This window comes from Halanaerobium kushneri, assembly GCF_900156285.1.
Taxonomy (GTDB): domain Bacteria; phylum Bacillota; class Halanaerobiia; order Halanaerobiales; family Halanaerobiaceae; genus Halanaerobium; species Halanaerobium kushneri.
The window spans coordinates 73604-93270 of sequence record NZ_FTNC01000007.1 but is presented as its reverse complement, the minus strand read 5'-3'; the positions used below and the strand labels follow the sequence as shown (position 1 = coordinate 93270).

Below are 19667 nucleotides of genomic sequence, written 5' to 3'. Positions count from 1 at the left end.
AGAGGGGGTGAAGTTAGATGCCTATTATTAAATCTGCTAAGAAAAGAGTTAAAATCACAGAAAAGAAAACTGCTCAAAATCGCGAGTGGAAGGACAGATTAAAAAATGCGATTAAGGATATGGAAAAAGCAGTTGAAGCAGGGGACAAAGAAGCTGCTGCAGAACAGTTAAAAGAGACTAAAAAGGTCATCGATAAGGCTGTAACAAGAAATATTATTCATAAGAACAATGCAGCCCGCAAAAAATCCCGCCTCACAAAGATGTATAATAATATGTAATTTAAAATTGAATTTGTTTAAAAGATAGCTATCTTTTAAATTATTAAACTCATCCAGCTGGGTGAGTTTTTGTTTTTAAATATAAAAATCCAGCCCCTTCGTCTGAAGCTGAGGCTGGATTTTTTTAATAGGCAATTGATTTAATTATAATCATTTCTAAAGCGGTATTCTGATCTGGGTAGTAACCGGTTAAAAAATGATAATTAGCCTGTAAAATTTCTTCTAGAATTTTTTCAAGTTCTTTTTGAGTAAAGTTTTTACATCTCTGCATTGCTTTTTTTACTGGATAGGGGTGCTTATTTATTTTCCTGGCTATTTCTCGGTTATCATGAGTATACTGACTGTAAAATTTAACCTGCATCAAAAGTTCAATTTGATTCTTGAGCATTGTCAGTAAATACAGAGGATATACTCCTTTATTTAACATTTCTTTTAAAGTCAAAAGAGCCTGATCAGTTTTTTTATCACCAATCAAATCTAAAAAACTAAAAATTTCTTCATCTTCTAAAAATTTTTCTCTGCTGATTATAGCCTTAAGATCATAATATGAGAGCTTCTGCTTATCTGGATAGCGAGTTATAATTTTTTCTATCTCACTATTTAAAATTTCCAGTTTATTACTAAACATATTTTCCAGCATTTTTATACTCTGTCTATCAATTTTTTTATTATGGTTGTGAAAACGCTTAATAATCCACTGATCCAGATCTCGATAACGAGGAGTTTCAAATTCCTGATACACAGCAATTTTCTTTAAATTAAGATAAAACTTTTTTCTTTTATCTACCTTATTTGCTGTTAGAAATAGCAGACTTACACTCTTATCTAAATTATTAAAAATATCCAGAAGTTTCTGCTTTTCTTTCTTGTTTAAAGATTCATCATCACCAAAATGAGAAATAACAAATCTTTTTTCTGCTCCCATCGGAGGAGTCTTAACAGCATTTGAAAGTCTTTTTAAATAGTCTTCTCCTGGATTAACATAAGAAAGATTAAAATCCCTTATTAACTCCGGCACAAATTTTGCAATAAATTTTTCTTTAAATTTATTCCTTAAATATGAGTTTTCTGCATAAATATAATATAAACTCTTTGCTTTTTTTTCACTCTTAATAAATCCTTCTACATCCATTTTTATTACACCTCAATAATTATAAATAACTTTATCTGCTATTATAGTTTAACATATTTTAGGGATCCTCTCCAGTCAGAAAAATAACTCAACTGAATTTTTATTTAAAAGTGTTTAGCTTAATATTTTGACCATCAGAAATTATTTTAATCATTCCCTGCTGATCAGTACGTAAATATTTTATTTTTAACTTATTAAATCTATTGATAACTTCTCTGGCAGGATGACCAAAATTATTTCTGCCAACAGAGATAATAGCCAGCTTAGGTTTTAATTGTGAAAGCATAATTTTCCCACTTGAGCTTTTACTGCCGTGATGACCTACCTTGAGAATATCAATTTCAGGTAGATTATATTTTTTAATTATTTTTGCTTCCCCATCTTTAGATAAGTCACCTGTAAACAAGAAATTTCTTTTTTTATATTTCAGTAGAAAAACAATTGAGTTTTCATTCCGATCTTCGCTAATATTATCTGGCGCCGGGTTCAATATTTTAAAGTAACAATCAGCAATTTTAAAACTCATGCCTGCAGTTAAAAAGTTTACTTTCGAATCTTTATCTATTTCTGCTGCCAGCTGATAATGTAAATCAGTTTTTTGCAGATAGGGAGGAATCATAATTGATTTAACATTTTTCCGCTGAAGCAGATGGCTAAGTCCTCCTGCATGATCTGCATCAAAATGACTGATCATCAGATAATCAAGACTTCTAATGCCAAGGTAATTAAGATATGAGATAATACTGTATTCGATATTTCTACCTTCACTACCTGGAGGTCCTGTATCAAGCAGCATATTTTTGCCATCTGGAAATTGAATTAATATCCCATCTCCCTGTCCGACAGCTAAATAATTTATTTCCAGATTACCAGATGTTGGATTTATAAAAAAAGAAATTATAACTATGATTAATAGAACTGGAACTATTAACCGCCAGATTCTATACTGCCTGGCTTTTAAATTAATATATCTTTTTTGATAAACATAGGGTAAACTAAACAAAAGCAAGTAGTAAAAAATAACAATTATTACTTTAGGCTGAGCAATGATCAGGGCTTTACCCTGAATCGAAGTCATCAGCTCCAGACCAGCAAATAAAATTTTCAATCCCAGGCTCACTAAAAGAACAGGGACTTTTAGCAGATTTAAACTTATAAAAGAAAATATAAGTATAAAAAATATTAAAGGTAGAAGTATTGTAATCAATGGAATTGCCCAGAGATTTGTGATTAAAGCAATAAAAGAATATTCATTAAAATAATAAGCAACTACAGCCAGAGAAGAAAGTTGTGCAGAAACTGAGACAGCAAAAAAAACCGGTAAAAACTGATTAAATAAAGGAGTTAGATAAAATAGTGCCAGTACAAGAATATAAGATAGCTGTAAAGATACACTAAATAAAGCAGAAGGATCTATAATCAGGTTGACAATTAAAGTTAGAGAAATAATATTTAAAAAATCTCCCTCACGATTAAATTCATCTGACCATAAAAATAATAAAGCAAGTAGTGCCGCCCTAATTATAGAAATAGCAGCCCCGACCATGATAATATAGATAAAAGTTAAAATGCTAAGTAAATAAAGCGCATTTCTCCTTTCAGAACAGAGTTTAAATAAAATAAAAGAGAAAGTAAAAATTAAAATACCCATGTGCAGTCCCGAGATAGCAAGCAAATGACTGGCACCTGCATTTCGAAGCAGTGACTCCTGCTTATAGCTTAAATATTTTCTTTCACCAAGCAAAATTGCTTTAATAAAGGCAGCCTTATCTTTAGAGAATAAACAATTTATTTTTTTGATAAAAATTTTTTTAATATTAATAATTAAGTTTCTAAATGTTTTTTTCTGCCTGAGCAGACTAATATTATGAGGGTCCCACCCCTGAAGATAAATTTCTTGCTTTTTTAAATATTTAAGATAAGAAAATGCACCCGGATTTAAAGCAGGAGTCGGTTTATTTAATTTCAGTTCCAGGCTAACCAGATCACCATCATTAAACCTCTTAATCATTTTAGAATTTAAAATTATTTTACCATATTTAGTTTTTTTCCCATTAATCCTAACTGGTTTAAGACAAATCTGATCACTTTCCAGATCACCAATATCAAATTTAATTTCAGCCAGAACTTTATTCAAACCCTCATCAGCAGAATTTATACAGGAGTAATTACTTCTATATTTATATTCCTGAAAGCTATATAAAACACTACCAAGAATCAGAAAAAGTATTAGCAGCCAGATATAAATTGAGTTTTTGCTGCTATTTAAAATAAAGAAAATATAAAAAAACAGATATACTATTTCGATAAATATAAATATTTTTAGAATATCTATTAGTTCCATCTTAATCAGTAAATAACTACTTAAAATTCCAGTCATTAAAGCTGCAGCCAGAAAAAAAGCAGGTCTCCTCTTAATTTTCACTGTAAAACAATCTCATCTCTAATATTTTCCAGCGTTTTTTCTCCAATACCACTCACATTTAAAAGGTCTTCTTTACGAGAAAAATAATCATTTTGCTCTCTATACTTTATAATAGCTGCTGCCTTGGCAGGACCAATTCCACTCAATTTTTCTAAGCGATTTTGATCAGCCTGATTGATATTAATCAAAGAACTATTAGCTGAAAAATTATTAATTACAGACTTCTCATTTACTTCATTTTCTGGATCAGCAAAAGTCGAACTAGGTTTAATTTTTATTTTTTCTTCAATAAATATTTTCTGGCCATCATATAATTTTTCAGCCAAATTTATCTTAGCCAGATCAGCCTTTTCTTTAAGACCGCCAGCAGCCTTAATTAAATCAACCAACCTGTCATTTTTATTTAATTTATATACTCCAGGTTTTTTTACATTTCCCGCCAGATGAACAACAATTTTTTTATCTAGTTCTTCATTATTTATATTATCCTGCATCTTACCTGTCTCTAAAATATTTAGATTACTTTCTGAACCGGAATCCAGAACTGACTCAGGATCCTGATTATAATAAATAAAAACTATCAACAACACAAATACTACTAAAATAAAATTGACTTTATTTTTAAACATTATTACACCTCCTAAATCTTTATTCAAGATAAAATTTAGTTTTCCTGTATTTTTTTTACAATTTAACCAAAAAAATATAGCAGCCTTAGCTGCTATTTTCTAAATTTGTCTCAAATGATCCTTAATTTTTTTTATTATTAAATCATTGGCTATCTCATTTAATCCTCCATGAGGAATAATAATATCAGCCTGATACTTACTGGGTTCAACAAATTTTTGATGCATAGGTTTTACAGTTTTTAAATATTGATTTTTAACAGACTCAAAAGTTCTGTCTCTTTCTTTTATATCTCTACTGATTCTTCTTAAAAGCCTGATATCAGCATCAGTATCAACATAAATCTTTAAATCAAAAAGATTTTTTAATTCTTCATAATGAAAAATCAAAATACCTTCCACAATAATTATCGGAGCCGGTTGGACCTTTTTCTTTTTTGCAAGTCTTTCATTTGTTTTATAAGAATAAACTGGTCTCTCTATAGTTTTACCGGCTTTAAGTTCCTGCAGCTGTTTTACCAGCAGATCAGTCTCAAAAGAATCAGGATGATCAAAATTAATTTTATGATCTGCAACTCTAAAATGACTACGATCATAATAATAGTAATCATGTTTTAAGATTGTAACATTATCCTGAAAAGAATCTTTTAAAATTCTGGCAAGTGTTGTTTTACCTGATGCAGTTCCGCCTGCTATTCCAATTAAAAGTGCACTCATTCAGTTAACTCCTTTTTATTTATTAATATTTGTTTCTATTAATCAAACAATTATTTTAACTTTATTTGCTTTATTGATTAAAATTACTTACTCCCTGTTTTTATGAATAATTTTTCTGCTATATCAATTAACAAATCTTTTTTGAGCTGCCCGGGCAGTAATGTACTTGTTTTAATAAAAGCTGGCAGTTTTCTGGCTAAACTTTCATCTTTTTGCTGATAGTTTTCTCTAACCAGTTTTAATAGTTCCTCAAAACTGTAAATCCGATACCGATCAATATTCAAAGAAGCAGCCAACTCCTCCAATAATCTGGTCACAATAACCGTATAGCTGGAACTATAATCAATTTCTAACATATTAACCAGCTTAGGGATTAAATTTTCGAAAAACGAACGAAGATAGGGTTTTTCAGCCAGTGATAATTGTTTTAAAAGTCTTTTTATAATTTCTTCATCAAGATTCAGCAAATAATTAATAAAATAACTTTCATTCTCTTTAATATTTAAATAATATTTATCTCCAGCCAGGTCTTTAAAATACCGCAGTGTATCATAATAACCCATTTTAATATTTTTACGAGCATTTTGTTGATCAAAATTTAACATTCTTCCCAGTTCCTGACTGGGATTAATAAAAATTAATTCTTGTTTTTCATCAGTCTTTTTTTCTATATCTCCAAGCCCATAAGTTCTAATTGCTATTATATTTTTATATCCTTTGTTTTGGAGAGTTTTTATTGGCAAATTCTCATAAAACCCACCATCGATTAAAATTTTACCGTCAATTCTCTGCATCTTAAAAGCGGGTAAATAAGAGCTGGCCATAATATAGTCAATAACTTTTCCCTCCGGAATATCTTCTAAAAATAACTCCAGCGGTTTTAAATCACTTAGAGAAAGAGTAACTATTGCAAAATTAATATTAGATTTTCTTAAATATTCCTCATCTATATTTTCTTCTAGAATTTCTCGTAAAAACGAATTATCGAGACCTCTATTCTGTAATACTTCTTTCGCTTTGTTAATAAAATATGATAAATTATTTTGATTAATACTTAAATTCAACAGCTCAGATAAATATTTATCCTCTATATCTAGAACCTTGGAGGTGGAAATATTATACCAGTAATCATAGGCTAGATCCAGTTTATCCTGGACAAACATAGCTCCATTCATTGCTCCAATTGAGGTGCCAGCAACTGCTTCGATTTCAATATTAAGTTCTTTAAGAGCTTTCAGAGCACCTATATGATAAGCTCCTTTTGCTCCCCCACCTTCAAGCACCAGTCCATACATTTTTATTCCCCTCATATGTGTTTGTTTTAAAATATATCAAAATAATATAAAATATATAACGAAATAAAAATAAACTACAGCCCTCAGACTGCAGTCAAATGGCGGGAATGTGTGGGAATCGAACCCACCACAGACAGGTCCGCCTGCCTGCCATTAGATTTGAAGTCCAGGATGTCCACCATGGACACAGCCACTCCCGACTATTTTCTTTAATAATTTTAACATGATATTTCCAGTTATTCAAGCAGTTATAATAAAAGAATTAATCTCTTTAGCCAAAAATCAAAAACCACTAGAGTTTATTTCCAGGATAACGAATATCTCCTCTGCGCACAGTAAGCTGAAGTTGATCACATTTTTCTAAAAGTACAAGAGCATATTTGCGGCTGCTATCTAATAGGTCTCTAAATTCTGACAGTTCAATTGTTTTATTTGTTTTAAAATAGTCTTGTAAAATTATTCTTATTCTTAAAAAAATATTTTTATCAAAATATAGATCCTGATCCAGACGGATTAATTCTGAAGTCTGCTCAAGATAATCTATTATAGATTCCAGCTCCTGATTTTCTGCCAGAAGTTCTTTTCTGCCTGGAGGAGCAAAATAATTTTCTCTAATTTTATTTATAACATACTCTTTCTGTTTTTTTTCTCTGTCAGTCAGCTTAATATTAAAATTTCGCAGAGCAACAAGATATTTTTTTTCGATTAGTAAATTTTTATCGAATAAGATATTTAATATTTTATCTAATTCTTTTTTGCTTAAACTTAAGGTAAGTCTGGAACGAATTTCTTCTCGGGGAATTCCTAATTTAAGTCTGTGCTGTTGATGATAATCATTTATAACTTTGCTTATTTTATCTGCTAAATCATTAAAATTATCGTGATGAATAAAACTATAATCAGTTTTTAGTTCTACAATCTTATCTGCCGCCTTTAATTCTGAAAGGAGGCTTAGTATGTTTTCAGTCTTTAAAGAAGTTTTCTTCTTTAAGAAATTTAGATATGTAATAGTTTGATTTTTAATAAATAACTCCAGAGTATCTTTGATAGTTATTTCATTTAATAAATTTAGATGATTGATTACTTCTTTCGAATCTTTTTTTCTTCTGGGAGGAGGATCAATTTCTAGTATTTCACCACCACCTATAGTTTGCAGAGGCGAGAAACGTCTAAGCACAAATTTCTGCCTGTAATAAGGTGATATTTTTTGTTCAAGCTTTATTTTTATAAATATTTCTTCTCCGGGAAAGGCTTCTTTTCTTCCATAAATATTAATAGTTCCCATCACCTCATTAGCACCAGCATAAAAATGAACTCTGTCCCCATTTGTCACCCGAAAATTTATTGAATCAAGAATCTTCAATTTTGCTTCCACATACTTGGTGCTAAGTAAAGATTCAGCAGTAGAGATAACATCACCGCGCCTGATTTCATTTTTATCTGGATAACTGAGATTAATACCCACTCTGCTGCCTGAATTTGCTCTTTTAATTTTTTTTCGATGATTTTCCATGCCTTTAATTTTTATTTTCTTTGCTTTTGGGTATAAATATAATTCCTGTCCTGAATAAAATTCTCCCGTAAAAAGAGTCCCGGTAACAATAGTTCCCTGTCCTTTCAAAGAAAAAACTCTATCTATAGGATAATAAGGAATTTGAACCGTCGAATTTATCTTAATCTTAGCAGCTAGTTCAATTATTTTATTTTTTAATTTTTTTATTCCCTGATCTTTAACTGCTGAAACCTCTAAAATTTCTGCATTATCTGCAAAAGTTCCGCTAAATTGATCTAAAATATCCAGTTTTATTAAAGCAAGCCATTCTTTATCAACTAGATCTATTTTGTTAATTACAATTAGAGCTGATTTTGTTCCCATTAACTCTAATATTGAAAGGTGTTCCTTTGTCTGAGGCATTACACCTTCATCTGCTGCCACTACTATTAAAGCCAGGTCTATTCCACCTGCTGCTGCAAGCATTTTATTAACAAATTTCTGATGGCCCGGAACATCTATAATTCCCAGATTTAAATTACGCACCTGAGTTTCCTTGTTTTCCAGATGTGTAAAGGCAGATTCAATCGAAATTCCTCGCTGCTTTTCTACCAGCAGACGATCGGTATCTTCTCCGGTTAGAGCTTTAATCAAAGTTGTTTTGCCATGATCTATATGGCCTGCTGTACCGATAATAACATTTTTACTCATTTAAAACACCTCAGATACGGCTTTATTTATAGAAGCAGCCAGTTGATCAAGCTGGATCGATCTAACAGTTTTCAAATCGAAAATCGCTCTGTCTGCCTGAATTCTAGCAATTACAGAATTTTTTGAAGTTCTAAGTTTTGAAACTAAATTTTCGATATCTTTTGTTCCAGTTTCAACTGCCAACCCATAGCTGTCAAAAGTACTTACCGGAAAAGCTCCTCCACCCACCCTGGCCTCTGTTTTTACCAATTCAATCTTTAATCCTTCTACTTTTTTAATCTTATTTAAAAGTTGCTGAGCTTTTGATTTAACATTTTCTGGCTTTTCAGTAATCATCTTTAAAGTTGGAATTTTTTTAACTGCCTCATCAAAATTATAGTAAAGATTAAGCGTCTCTTCCAGGGCTGCAAGAGTCATCTTGTCTACTCGCAGAGCTCGCATCATTGGATGTGATTCAATCTGATTTAAATATTTTTTCCTGCCAACAATAATCCCCGCCTGTGGCCCCCCCAAAAGCTTATCACCACTGAAAGTTAAAATATCTATCCCGGCTTCTATTCTTTCTTTTACAGTTGGCTCATCTGGAAGGCCATATTCACTTAAGTTAAATATAATTCCACTGCCCAGATCTTCAATTACTGGCAGATTATTTTTTTTGGCTACTCTTACTAATTCTGATGTTTTAACTGAATGTGTAAATCCTTCAATCCTATAATTACTTGGGTGAACCTTTATAAAAGCACCAGTCTTTTCACTAACAGCATTCAAATAGTCTTTTACATAAACTCTGTTAGTGGAACCAACTTCTTTTAAAATAGCCCCACTATTTTCCATCACCTCAGGAATTCGAAAAGAGCCACCTATCTCAACCATTTCACCCCGGGAAATTACTACTTCTTTATCCCGCATCAGAGCAGTTAAAATCAGCATCACTGCTGCCGCATTATTGTTAACAACCACAGCGGATTCAGCTCCAGTTAAATCCTTAAATATTTTTTTGACTTTTTTAGAGCGATAACCGCGCTGACCACTTTTAAGATCAAGTTCCAGAGTAGAATAATTTTCTGAAACTTCCATAACTTTATTTAAAGCTTCTTTTGCTAATACTGACCTACCAAGATTTGTATGAATAATTACTCCGGTAGCATTAATAGCCTTCTTTATGCCAACATTTGACTCTAATTTTAATTTTTCTGCTAGATTATTTATTATAATTTTTATATTTAAAGAACTATAATCGAATTCATCCTTCTGAATTTCACCTCTGGAATTAATAATTTGACTGCGAATTTTATTTAACTCTTCTCTCAATACTTTTAAAAATTCTTTTCTTGAATATTTTTCTATTAATAAACCAGCCTCAGGCGCAGCCAAAAAATCATTTACAGCTGGAATAGATTGCAGAATCTCTTTTTTTTGCATTTCAATTCCCCCAAATTTATAATCTTATCCTATACTATTATTTCTGCCAAAATAGTCTAATACCTTTAAAAAACAGATATAAGGAAACCCACACTGCTCGCAAACAGAGTGGGTTTCTCACTTCTCCATTCTTAAATAATTTAATATTATTTAAAATGAAGTTTGTCGAGGGAATTTCGACAAATTTATTTAATTGTTTTTACCCAGAGACCTCGTTCATAACCTTTACTATGGTCTGTTTCCAGACAATTAAAACCCAGTCCCCGATAAAAACTTATTAATTTTTTATCTTCTAAAGAAGAATAGAGCTGTAAGTAATGTGCATCTAAATTCTTTAATTTATCTACTGCCTGCTGAAAAAGCATTGTTCCAAGTCCCTGATTTTGATAATCAGGTGAGACTGCAAAACGTTTAAGAAGATATCTTTTCTCGCTAATCTCTTCCAGTCTAAGAGAAGCAATTATTTGATCTCCATCACTAAGCACCAATACAGTATTTCTATTTAAATCTGCCTTTACAGCTTCTAATTCTTCTCTTAAGGCAGAGTTAATTACTTTCTCTCCATCATCTTTCTTCGCATAATCTGCAAAGGCCTGCTGCATTAAAATATGGATTTCCTCTGCATCAACTAATTTACCCTGTCGACATGTATACTTATTCTTTCTGCTAACTGCTGTCATCACTGCAATCACCCCTATAGTGTAGCTGTCATAACAGCTTTAATTGTATGCATTCTATTTTCAGCCTGATCAAAAACCTTAGAATACTTGCTCTCAAAAATTTCATCTGAAACTTCCATTTCTTTCAATCCATATTCTTCAAATATTTTTTTGCCGTTTTCAGTTTCTGTATTATGATAAGCTGGCAAACAGTGCAGAAATATAACATCTGGATTTTTTGTCAGCTTAATCATCTCCATATTAACCTGATAGGGAGTTAAAAGTTCAATTCTTTTTTTGAATTCAGCTTCTTCACCCATTGAAACCCAGACATCAGTATAGATTGCATCAGCACCTTCAACACCATCTTTTATATCAGCTGTTATTTCAATTTTTGCTCCTGACTCAGCTGCTGTTTTTTTACACTCCTTAATCAGATCTTTATCAGGCCAGAGTTCTTCAGGAGCAACAATAGTATAATTAATTCCCATAATTGCTGAACCCACCATAAGTGAATTCGCCATATTATTCCTTCCATCACCAGTATAAACCAAATTTAAATCTTCCAGTTTAGAAAAGTTTTCTTTTAAAGTCAAAAAATCAGCAAGAATTTGAGTTGGATGATAAAGATCAGTTAATCCATTCCAAACAGGGACACCCGCATATTCGCCCAAAATTTCGACAGTTTTGTGTTCATAGCCTCTAAACTCAATTCCATCAAACATTCTCCCCAATACTCTTGCTGTATCTGCGACAGTCTCTTTTTTTCCAAGCTGAATATCATTTTTACCAAGATATTCAGGCATTCCCCCTTCATCTTTTGCAGCTACTGCAAAAGCACATCTGGTTCTGGTAGATGGCTTTTCAAAAATCAAAGCAATATTTTTCCCCGAGAGACTTTTCCCTTCAATACCTGCTCTCTTTTTGGCCTTCAAATCCTCCGATAAAGATAATAAATAATTAATTTCGTCCTTTGAAAAATCTTTAAGAGTTAATAAATTTCTTCCTTTTAAATTATAAGCCATAATAATCTCCTCCTTAAATTCTCGCTGGCTTTTAAAAATTATTTGCTAATTCTTCAATTACTTTAATAATTTAAAAAACTAAAATATCAAGTTAAAAAAACAATGATCTTATAAAAACCATTATAAACTAAAAAACCCCCGTACTCTTAACAAAAAGAGACGAGGAATTACCCGTGTTACCACTCCAGTTGCCAGCAATAACTGACCACTCTAGAACTTAACGCGTGTCCGACGTCTCCACCTACTTCTTTCAACAGAGATCCTCCTGAGTGCGTTTCAAAATAATCTACCTGATGGACTTTCAGCTACTCCACCTTGCTTCTAAAAGCAAAATTATTTTTACTTTCTCATTCACTGGATTTATTTATTATGAATCTTATTTTTTATAATTATATAGCTGTCCTAAGAGAATTGCAAGTATTTTTAAAAAGTAAAAATATTCTGATAAATCATTCATATATTAATTACTTTCTTTTTTTAAATCGATAAAAAATATAACCACCTCTAAGTCCAGTCGATAACCATTGCAGTCCAGGCTCCAGGCAGGCATCCAGCCTGCCGCCTGATCCTTCATTATATTTTAATTATCATAATAAAATCCATTGTGAGTTACAACTCGTGTTATTTCAGGATGAAAATAACTTTTAGATCCAGCTTTTTTATCAAAAACTCTCAGTAAAACAAATGAAAGTAAAAATCCGATTCCAGAGCCAATAATTCCAGCTATTTCTGCACTACTGACAAACACAGATAACCAGCTGCTGCCGGCAAAATAACCAGCTATAATAGCTACTAAAGGCAAAAGATAAACAATAAAAGCAGAAAACAAAATTGGCCTGGCCCCCATTTCTAATTCAACCATATTACCAACCTCTGCTCCAATTGGATCATTTACAAGAACTTCCATCTCTTCTACCTCATGTGAATCATCAGCCAGCATACATTTTTCGTCACAGTGACTGCAGGCAGATGTCCTTATTATCTGAACCAAACTCTGACCATCTTCTTTTTTTATCACTCTTGCTTTTTCCTTCATCAAAATCACTCTTTCTTCAATTAATTATATAAATCCAATCAAAAACAAATATTACAAAAATCATGATCAAGCTTCAGTTTATTAATCCAAATATATTTTAACAGAAATAATTTCTAAAATAAAGAGCATTTATCACATTCAGAACACTTTTTGAATAAATAACTATTACAGCGCGGACATTTAATTGTTTTAAATTTTTCCATCTTATAACCACAGGTAGGACAAATTATTTTCTTATCCTCACTGTTCTGTTTGTTCAAATTACAATTATCCAACCTGCTGCACCCTCTTTCTTTTAAAATTAATATCAAATAAATAGACAGTCAAGATTTTAACTCAATTAAATTAAGTTAATTTAAAATATCAAAAAATTAACAAGCCCCCCAGTTATAAATGCTGTAATCCAGCTTCCAAACCAAATATAAACTGCTTCTTTAAAATTTCTTTCCTTAACCATAATCATCATTGCTGCTATACAGGGTACAAATAGAGTCAAAGTAATTAAAGAAATAGTTACCTGAGCTGGAGTCAGTGCAATGGCAGTCAATCCTGCAGCACCAAAATCACGACGAATTATTCCCATTACAAAAGCTGTAGCTGTTTCCGCAGGCAGTCCCAACCAATTAACAGTTACTGGTTCTGCCAGGCTGGTAATTAAAGCAAGAAGTCCTGTTTTCTGCATCACAGTAATTAAAGCTGCACCTAAAACGAAGATAGGACCAGCTTCTTTAACAAAAGCTACTGTCTGCTGATAGGTTTTATTAAAAACATTCTTAAGATCTGGTAATCGAATCGGAGGTAGATCAATTAAGAGATCACTTGATTCACCAGGCAAAACTTTATTTAAGAAAGTGCCTGCAAGAACATAGACAGCAAATATTGTTAGAACATATACTAAAATATATACAAGATCAAGCTGAGCTATTAACCCTGCAATAACTCCAAGCTGAGCTGAACAGGGGATAGCAAGACCAAGAAGAAAAATAGCAATAATTCTTTCTCTTTTGGTCCCCAATAATCTGGTGGTGATAGTAGCCATGGTCACACAGCCAAAGCCCAGAAGCATAGGGATAATTGCCCTTCCATTTAGACCAATTTTTTGCAGTAATCGATCCATCAAAACAGCAATTCTTGGCAGATAACCCGAGTCTTCTAGTAAAGAAAGCAAAAAATAAAAACCGGCAACTAAAGGTAAAAGAAGGCCAAAAATATATGTTACCGCCATGGTTAAAATCCCATATTCTCCAGCCAGCAGCTGACCAAAAAAGTTATCAAAACCAATTGAACTGGCTATTATATTTCTAACAAATGGCTCGTAAATATCAGTAAAAATATATCCTTCTGTAAAATCTACAACAGTCTGCGCAATAAAAACTCCAATAAATTGATAAATAAAATATAAAAGCACTAAAAGCATCGGAATTGCAGTTGCTGGTTTCAACATATATGAACCCAATTTTCTAGCAAATTGACCTGTATTCTGATCATATGTCAAAACACTATTTGTAATTTGATCTACCCTCTGACGACGAGCAGTATAAATTTCTTCTCTGAGATCAGGAATATTCTGAAGCTCAGGATAATTGCAGCGAATATTTTCATCTTCCTCCAGAATCATTAAAGCATCAGCTGTGTTTTTCACTGCTGTTCTTATATTATTTAATTTCTGACCTAAATTAGAGTTGTTGGAAAATATACTATTACCATTAACCGCACTATCAATTGAATCTCTAACCCGATCTAAACCTCTATTTTTAGCAGCAGTTGTGGGAATAACAGGAACTCCCAGCTCTTTTTCCAGATTTTCCAGATCAATAGAAATATTATTTTTTTCTACTTCATCCATCATATTTAAAGCAACAATTATTTTTTTGTCGAGATCAATTAACTGCTGTGTTAAAAAAAGATCTCTTTCTAAATGGCTTGCATCTACAACATTAATAATAATATCCGCAGACATAATAAAATCCCTGGCTACTCTTTCCTCATCATTTATGGAACCGACTCCATAAACTCCTGGTGTATCATAAACAGCTGCATCTCCCATTTTCCCGCTGCTTATATCAAGGGTAGTCCCGGGATAGTTAGAAACACTGACATAAATCCCTGTAAGATAATTAAAAAATATTGATTTACCTACATTAGGATTTCCAGCCAGCACTATCTTTTTATTAGCCTGCAGTTCACTATCAATATTTATCTGACTGCAGTCGTTCAATTAAATCATTCCTTTTTTCTTGACACTTATTTTCTCAGCTGTCCTGCGACCAATAGCAATCTCCTGCAAATTTTTCTTTAAAATAACAGGTCCACCTGGCATTGAACCAGCACACTCTATTTCCGAACCCTCACTAATTCCAAAACGCAAGGCCTGTAAACGAGTATCCTTATCTTCAATTTTATCTATTATAAATTTATGTCCATGTTTCATATCAACTAAAGTCATCAATTTTACCTCCTGCTGCTTTGCTTCTTTTTATAAATAAGCTTTAGTTATTTAAATTAACTTTACCAGCAATATTTATTTCTCTAACTTTATTATACTGAAAACGATTTTCAAAGTCAACAGCTTTTATCAATTTATAGTTGAATTATCAAGTTTATAAATAAGAGTTACTAATAAATAAACTCCTGTAAACTGAATTTACATTCAGCTCCAGGAGCTATTTAAAAAATAACTATTTATTTTAACATAATTCGAATAATACAAGTCAACTGTAAATTTTACTGAATGACTAAATTAACTAATTTCTTTGGAATATAAATAGTTTTAATTAAATTACCGTCTTCAAGATAAGATTGAATTTTTTCGGCAGCCATAGCTTTTTCTTTTACTTTAGTTTCAGGCGCATCGGCAGCCACATTAATCTTATCTCTTACTTTACCATTTACCTGAATAACAATAGTAATTTCATCTTTTTTAAGAGCCTCTTCATCATATTCAGGCCAGACTGCCTGATGAACATTTCCGGCATGTCCTAAATACTCCCATAACTCTTCTGTAATAAAAGGAGCAAATGGAGCCAGTAAAAGCACAATGTTTTCAGCTACATCTTTAATTAACACAGCATCTGTATTCTCTGAACTACGGTCATTAAGATAAGAATATACTTCATTTGTTAATTCCATAATTGCACTGATAGCTGTATTAAAGTTTAATCTTTCACCAACATCTTCAGTCACCTTTTTGATACTGGCATGCATTGACCGATAAAGTTTTTTAGCCTCTTTATCCAGAACGTCAACATCAACTTTTCCTTCAGCGTTTTTAATCAAATCAAGGTTCTCAGTTACAAAACGCCAAACACGATTTAAAAACCGATCAGCTCCTTCAACTCCTTTATCACTCCACTCTAAATCTTTTTCTGGTGGTGAAGCAAAAAGTATAAATAACCGGGCCGTGTCAGCACCATATTCAGCAAGAATATCTTTGGGATCAACAACATTTCCTTTAGATTTAGACATTTTTGCTCCATCTTTAAGCACCATTCCCTGAGCCAACCAATTTGTAAATGGTTCTACATGATCAGTCAGGTCCATATCGTGCACAACTTTTGTAAAGAAACGAGCATATAGAAGATGTAAAATTGCATGCTCAATTCCACCAATATATTGATCAACAGGGAACCACTGATCTACATTTTTCTTGGTAAAAGGTTGTTTCTCATTTTTAGGATCTGCATAACGCATAAAATACCAGGAAGAATCGACAAAAGTATCCATAGTATCAGTTTCACGTCTTGCTGGAGCACCACATTCAGGACAGGTAGTATTAACAAAACTCTCTACTTTTTTTAATGGAGACTCACCGGTTGGAGAAAATTCAACATCATGAGGTAATTTAACCGGCAAATCTTCTTCTGGCACTGCAACTGGACCACAATCATCACAGTAAACAATCGGAATTGGAGCTCCCCAGTATCGCTGACGGGAAATTAACCAATCACGTAATCTGTAATTGGTTTCAACCTTTAAGAATCCTGCTTCAGAAAAATCTTCTGCCATCTTGTCAAAAGCTTCTTCTACACTTAAATCATTATATTTACCAGAATTAATTAAATATCCATCTCCAGCGTAGGCTTCATCCATCTTTTTACCAACCAGTTCTTCTTCTTTATCTTCCGGCTGGATTACAGCTTTTATTTCAATATCATATTTACGGGCAAAATCAAAATCTCGCTGATCATGAGCTGGTACAGCCATTATTGCACCTGTTCCATAACCCATCAGTACATAATTTGCTATATAAATTGGTATCTCTTTATTATTAACTGGGTTAACAGCATAAGCACCTGTAAATAAACCCAGTTTTTCTGATTCTGCTGAAGTTCTTTCCTGTTCTTTTTGTTTTTTAACTTTCTTAACAAAAGTCTCAACTTCTTCCTCTTTATCTGTACCCTCAGTTAATTCTCTGACATAAGGATGCTCAGGAGCCAAAACCATATAAGTTGCACCAAATAGGGTATCAGGTCTGGTGGTAAATACCTCCAAATCTTTATCAAGTTTTGGCAGCTTAAAGTTAACTCTTGTACCTTCACTTCGGCCAATCCAGTTTTTCTGCATTAATTTAACTTTTTCGGGCCAGCCATCCAGTAGCTGATGATCATCTAAAAGTCTTTCTGCATAATCAGTAATTTTTAAAAACCACTGTTCTAAATCACGTTTATCTACTTCAGTACCACAACGTTCACAGGATTCGTTTACAACCTGTTCATTTGCCAATACTGTCTCACAACTAGGACACCAGTTAACAGTAGATTCTTTACGATAAGCTAAATCATCATTAAACATCTTAGTAAAAAACCATTGAGTCCATTTGTAATAGTCCTCTGCTGCTGTTGTTACTTCGCGATCCCAGTCATAACTTAAACCCATAGCCTTCATCTGTTCTTTCATATGAGCAATATTATCCCAGGTCCATTCCTTTGGATGAATATTTCCATGCTTTATAGCTGCATTTTCTGCAGGTAAGCCAAAAGCATCCCATCCCATTGGATGCAAAACATTATAACCCTGCATTCTCTTATAGCGGGCAATAACATCACCAATTGAATACACTCTCACATGACCCATATGTAAATTACCGGATGGATAAGGGAACATTTCTAGAACATAATAATTCTCCTTATCAGGATCATCTCCAGTTTTATGTAAATCTGATTCCTCCCAGTTTTTAAGCCATTTTTCCTCTACTTTTTGAAACGGATAATAGTCCTGCAAAGATCTTCACTCTCCTCATTAAATTGAAATTTTATCTTTCTATAATAAAATAAAATTAAACTCGGGTCAGTCTACTCTTTATCTTGCTCTTCCTGCCGCAGAATTTTCTCTGCGTCTGACCAGAGCCTTTCAAGATCATAATACTCTCTTTCTCTTTTTTGAAAGACATGAACAATTACATCGGCATAATCAATCAAGACCCAACGGGCATCATTCATCCCTGCCATTCTTTTAGGTTCAATACCCTTTTCTGCTAACTTATCTTCAATAGCTCTGGCAACCGCTCTGACCTGCTTATCCGAATTAGCACTGCAAAGTACAAAGTAATCAGCAATTACTGTTAAGCCCTGTACATTTAAAACATCTATGTCTTCAGCTTTTTTATCATCGGCAGCATCAGCAGCCATTAAAGCAATATCTTTAATATTTAAATCTGACATTAATAACTTCCTCCTCAGACAGATTTGCTATAGCCTTTACCAACTATAACCTCTATCTTATTATTTTTTTCTTCAGAAACATTTTTATCTGTTTCTATAAATTCAGTTTTACCTCCAAGTAATTCAGCAATCTTAGCAGCAGTCTCCTGATCATCTTTCACATAATATTTAATAATTGAGTTTTGATAAGCATAATTATCAGCATTACCTATATCTGCAATTTGAAAGCCATATTTTTTAAGTAGTTCTGCCGTTTTGGAAGCTGCACCTGATTCGCCAACTCCATTTAAAATATTGAGCTGATAGTCTTTATTATTTAGATAAGATTTATTTCTTATCAAATTATCAACCATTATTTCCGCTGCTTGCATATCAGGAACCCAATAACTAATTCCATTAATATATTTTGCTTTACCAGGCAACATTTTGCTCTCTATATTACTGAGATCAATCTCTTTAGCTGTGTTTAAAAATGGTGTAATATCCTGAATCGGAATATTTGTATTAACAGCATTATTAACCTCTTTTATTATTCCGGGAATCTTAGTGACTATGGTAGGAGAAAGAACCTTTGCTAAAACAGCATCTAAAAATTTCTGCTGTCTCTCAATCCTTCCAATATCTCCTCTTAAATCTCTGTAGCGTACATATTCTAAAGCTTCTTTTCCATTTAAAGTCTGCTCACCAGCAGGAATATCAATATAAAGGCCTCCCGCTTTATCAACATAGTGTAAGTTTCGAGAAACATTAATATTTACACCACCAAGACGATCAATAATCTTTTCAAAACCTCTAAAGTCTGTTTCCAGATAATAGTCTACATCAATTTCTAACATTTCTTCTACAGTTTTGCGGGTTAATTCAATCCCCCCATAAACATGAGAAGAATTTAATTTGGTAAATTTTCTTTTGTCAGAATTCACATAAGTGTCACGCGGTAAAAAGATTAATCCTGCCTCATTCGTTTCTACATCAAGACTAATTAAAATAATAGTATCTGCTCGTGAAGGGCCGTTGACATTTGAATCATACCCAACAGCCAGAATGTTTACTTTATTTTCTTTAAAAGGTCCACTTGATGAAATCTGACTTAATTCATCATTCCACAAAAAGGGAATTGCAACACCAATTATAACTAGAAATATTATTAATGCAATATATTTCCAGTCAGTTAATTTTTCCAACATTT

General features: G+C 32.5%; 16 protein-coding genes, 1 tRNA gene and 1 other annotated feature. Of the genes, 1 reads left to right on the top strand and 16 read right to left on the bottom strand.

The annotated features are described in order from the left end of the window. Window positions 1–17: 17 nt before the first annotated feature. Window positions 18–278 (top strand): 30S ribosomal protein S20, encoded by a 261-nt coding sequence (gene rpsT / locus BW929_RS06490; RefSeq protein WP_076544558.1) that lies wholly within the window; start codon window positions 18–20, stop codon window positions 276–278. A gap of 124 nt (window positions 279–402) precedes the next feature. On the opposite strand, the gene holA is transcribed toward rpsT, so the two are convergent. The 16 genes from holA to BW929_RS06415 all read right to left on the bottom strand — a co-directional run bounded on the left by holA (window position 403) and on the right by BW929_RS06415 (window position 19665). Beyond that, on the bottom strand, window positions 403–1410 hold the full coding sequence (gene holA / locus BW929_RS06485) for a DNA polymerase III subunit delta (RefSeq protein WP_076544557.1): 1008 nt from the start codon (window positions 1408–1410) through the stop codon (window positions 403–405). Between the two features lie 100 nt (window positions 1411–1510). Next, entirely contained in the window at window positions 1511–3835 is a 2325-nt protein-coding gene (locus BW929_RS06480) for a DNA internalization-related competence protein ComEC/Rec2 (RefSeq protein WP_076544556.1), read from the bottom strand. After that, on the bottom strand, window positions 3832–4464 hold the full coding sequence (locus BW929_RS06475) for a helix-hairpin-helix domain-containing protein (RefSeq protein WP_076544555.1): 633 nt from the start codon (window positions 4462–4464) through the stop codon (window positions 3832–3834). Before BW929_RS06475 ends, BW929_RS06480 begins: the two co-directional genes overlap by 4 nt. 99 nt (window positions 4465–4563) lie before the next feature. Then, a complete protein-coding gene (gene udk / locus BW929_RS06470) occupies window positions 4564–5178 on the bottom strand; it encodes a uridine kinase (RefSeq protein WP_076544554.1) in 615 nt (204 codons plus the stop codon). 83 nt (window positions 5179–5261) lie between these two features. Continuing rightward, window positions 5262–6473 (bottom strand): patatin-like phospholipase family protein, encoded by a 1212-nt coding sequence (locus BW929_RS06465; RefSeq protein WP_076544553.1) that lies wholly within the window; start codon window positions 6471–6473, stop codon window positions 5262–5264. Between the two features lie 99 nt (window positions 6474–6572). Then, window positions 6573–6671, bottom strand: a tRNA-Sec gene (locus tag BW929_RS15240). Between the two features lie 94 nt (window positions 6672–6765). Next, window positions 6766–8676: a selenocysteine-specific translation elongation factor gene (gene selB / locus BW929_RS06460; protein ID WP_076544552.1), complete on the bottom strand. Its 1911-nt coding sequence runs from the start codon at window positions 8674–8676 to the stop codon at window positions 6766–6768. Further along, window positions 8677–10098 (bottom strand): L-seryl-tRNA(Sec) selenium transferase, encoded by a 1422-nt coding sequence (gene selA / locus BW929_RS06455; protein ID WP_076544551.1) that lies wholly within the window; start codon window positions 10096–10098, stop codon window positions 8677–8679. It abuts the gene before it with no gap. A gap of 185 nt (window positions 10099–10283) precedes the next feature. Beyond that, the gene (locus BW929_RS06450) at window positions 10284–10778 is read right to left on the bottom strand and encodes a GNAT family N-acetyltransferase (protein WP_233493764.1); all 495 of its coding nucleotides are present in this window, start codon (window positions 10776–10778) and stop codon (window positions 10284–10286) included. A gap of 14 nt (window positions 10779–10792) precedes the next feature. Continuing rightward, window positions 10793–11788, bottom strand: coding sequence for an ornithine carbamoyltransferase (argF, locus tag BW929_RS06445; RefSeq protein WP_407645370.1), 996 nt, complete (start codon window positions 11786–11788; stop codon window positions 10793–10795). 146 nt (window positions 11789–11934) lie between these two features. Beyond that, window positions 11935–12146, bottom strand: a binding site (T-box leader). A 216-nt stretch (window positions 12147–12362) separates the two neighbouring features. Beyond that, entirely contained in the window at window positions 12363–12818 is a 456-nt protein-coding gene (locus tag BW929_RS06440) for a SoxR reducing system RseC family protein (protein ID WP_076544548.1), read from the bottom strand. Between the two features lie 355 nt (window positions 12819–13173). Beyond that, window positions 13174–15036, bottom strand: a complete 1863-nt coding sequence (gene feoB, locus BW929_RS06435) for a ferrous iron transport protein B (protein WP_076544547.1) — start codon at window positions 15034–15036, stop codon at window positions 13174–13176. Next, window positions 15037–15264 carry a FeoA family protein gene (locus BW929_RS06430; RefSeq protein WP_076544546.1) on the bottom strand — a complete coding sequence of 76 codons (228 nt, stop codon included), beginning with the start codon at window positions 15262–15264 and terminating at the stop codon, window positions 15037–15039. A gap of 278 nt (window positions 15265–15542) precedes the next feature. Beyond that, window positions 15543–18038, bottom strand: coding sequence for a leucine--tRNA ligase (gene leuS / locus BW929_RS06425; protein ID WP_076544545.1), 2496 nt, complete (start codon window positions 18036–18038; stop codon window positions 15543–15545). A gap of 71 nt (window positions 18039–18109) precedes the next feature. Further along, complete coding sequence (rsfS, locus tag BW929_RS06420; protein WP_076544544.1) at window positions 18110–18478, bottom strand: ribosome silencing factor; 369 nt, start codon at window positions 18476–18478, stop codon at window positions 18110–18112. A 14-nt stretch (window positions 18479–18492) separates the two neighbouring features. Then, window positions 18493–19665, bottom strand: coding sequence for an LCP family protein (locus BW929_RS06415; RefSeq protein WP_076544543.1), 1173 nt, complete (start codon window positions 19663–19665; stop codon window positions 18493–18495). Between the last annotated feature and the right edge of the window lie 2 nt (window positions 19666–19667).

What these genes read in the sequence shown, in the direction of transcription:
- rpsT (WP_076544558.1), top strand. Translation starts at nt 18, where the DNA reads ATGCCTATTATTAAATCTGCTAAGAAAAGAGTTAAAATCACAGAAAAG.
- holA (WP_076544557.1), bottom strand. Translation starts at nt 1,410, where the DNA reads ATGGATGTAGAAGGATTTATTAAGAGTGAAAAAAAAGCAAAGAGTTTA.
- BW929_RS06475 (WP_076544555.1), bottom strand. Translation starts at nt 4,464, where the DNA reads ATGTTTAAAAATAAAGTCAATTTTATTTTAGTAGTATTTGTGTTGTTG.
- udk (WP_076544554.1), bottom strand. Translation starts at nt 5,178, where the DNA reads ATGAGTGCACTTTTAATTGGAATAGCAGGCGGAACTGCATCAGGTAAA.
- BW929_RS06465 (WP_076544553.1), bottom strand. Translation starts at nt 6,473, where the DNA reads ATGTATGGACTGGTGCTTGAAGGTGGGGGAGCAAAAGGAGCTTATCAT.
- selB (WP_076544552.1), bottom strand. Translation starts at nt 8,676, where the DNA reads ATGAGTAAAAATGTTATTATCGGTACAGCAGGCCATATAGATCATGGC.
- selA (WP_076544551.1), bottom strand. Translation starts at nt 10,098, where the DNA reads ATGCAAAAAAAAGAGATTCTGCAATCTATTCCAGCTGTAAATGATTTT.
- BW929_RS06450 (WP_233493764.1), bottom strand. Translation starts at nt 10,778, where the DNA reads ATGACAGCAGTTAGCAGAAAGAATAAGTATACATGTCGACAGGGTAAA.
- BW929_RS06440 (WP_076544548.1), bottom strand. Translation starts at nt 12,818, where the DNA reads ATGAAGGAAAAAGCAAGAGTGATAAAAAAAGAAGATGGTCAGAGTTTG.
- BW929_RS06430 (WP_076544546.1), bottom strand. Translation starts at nt 15,264, where the DNA reads ATGACTTTAGTTGATATGAAACATGGACATAAATTTATAATAGATAAA.
- rsfS (WP_076544544.1), bottom strand. Translation starts at nt 18,478, where the DNA reads ATGTCAGATTTAAATATTAAAGATATTGCTTTAATGGCTGCTGATGCT.
- BW929_RS06415 (WP_076544543.1), bottom strand. Translation starts at nt 19,665, where the DNA reads ATGTTGGAAAAATTAACTGACTGGAAATATATTGCATTAATAATATTT.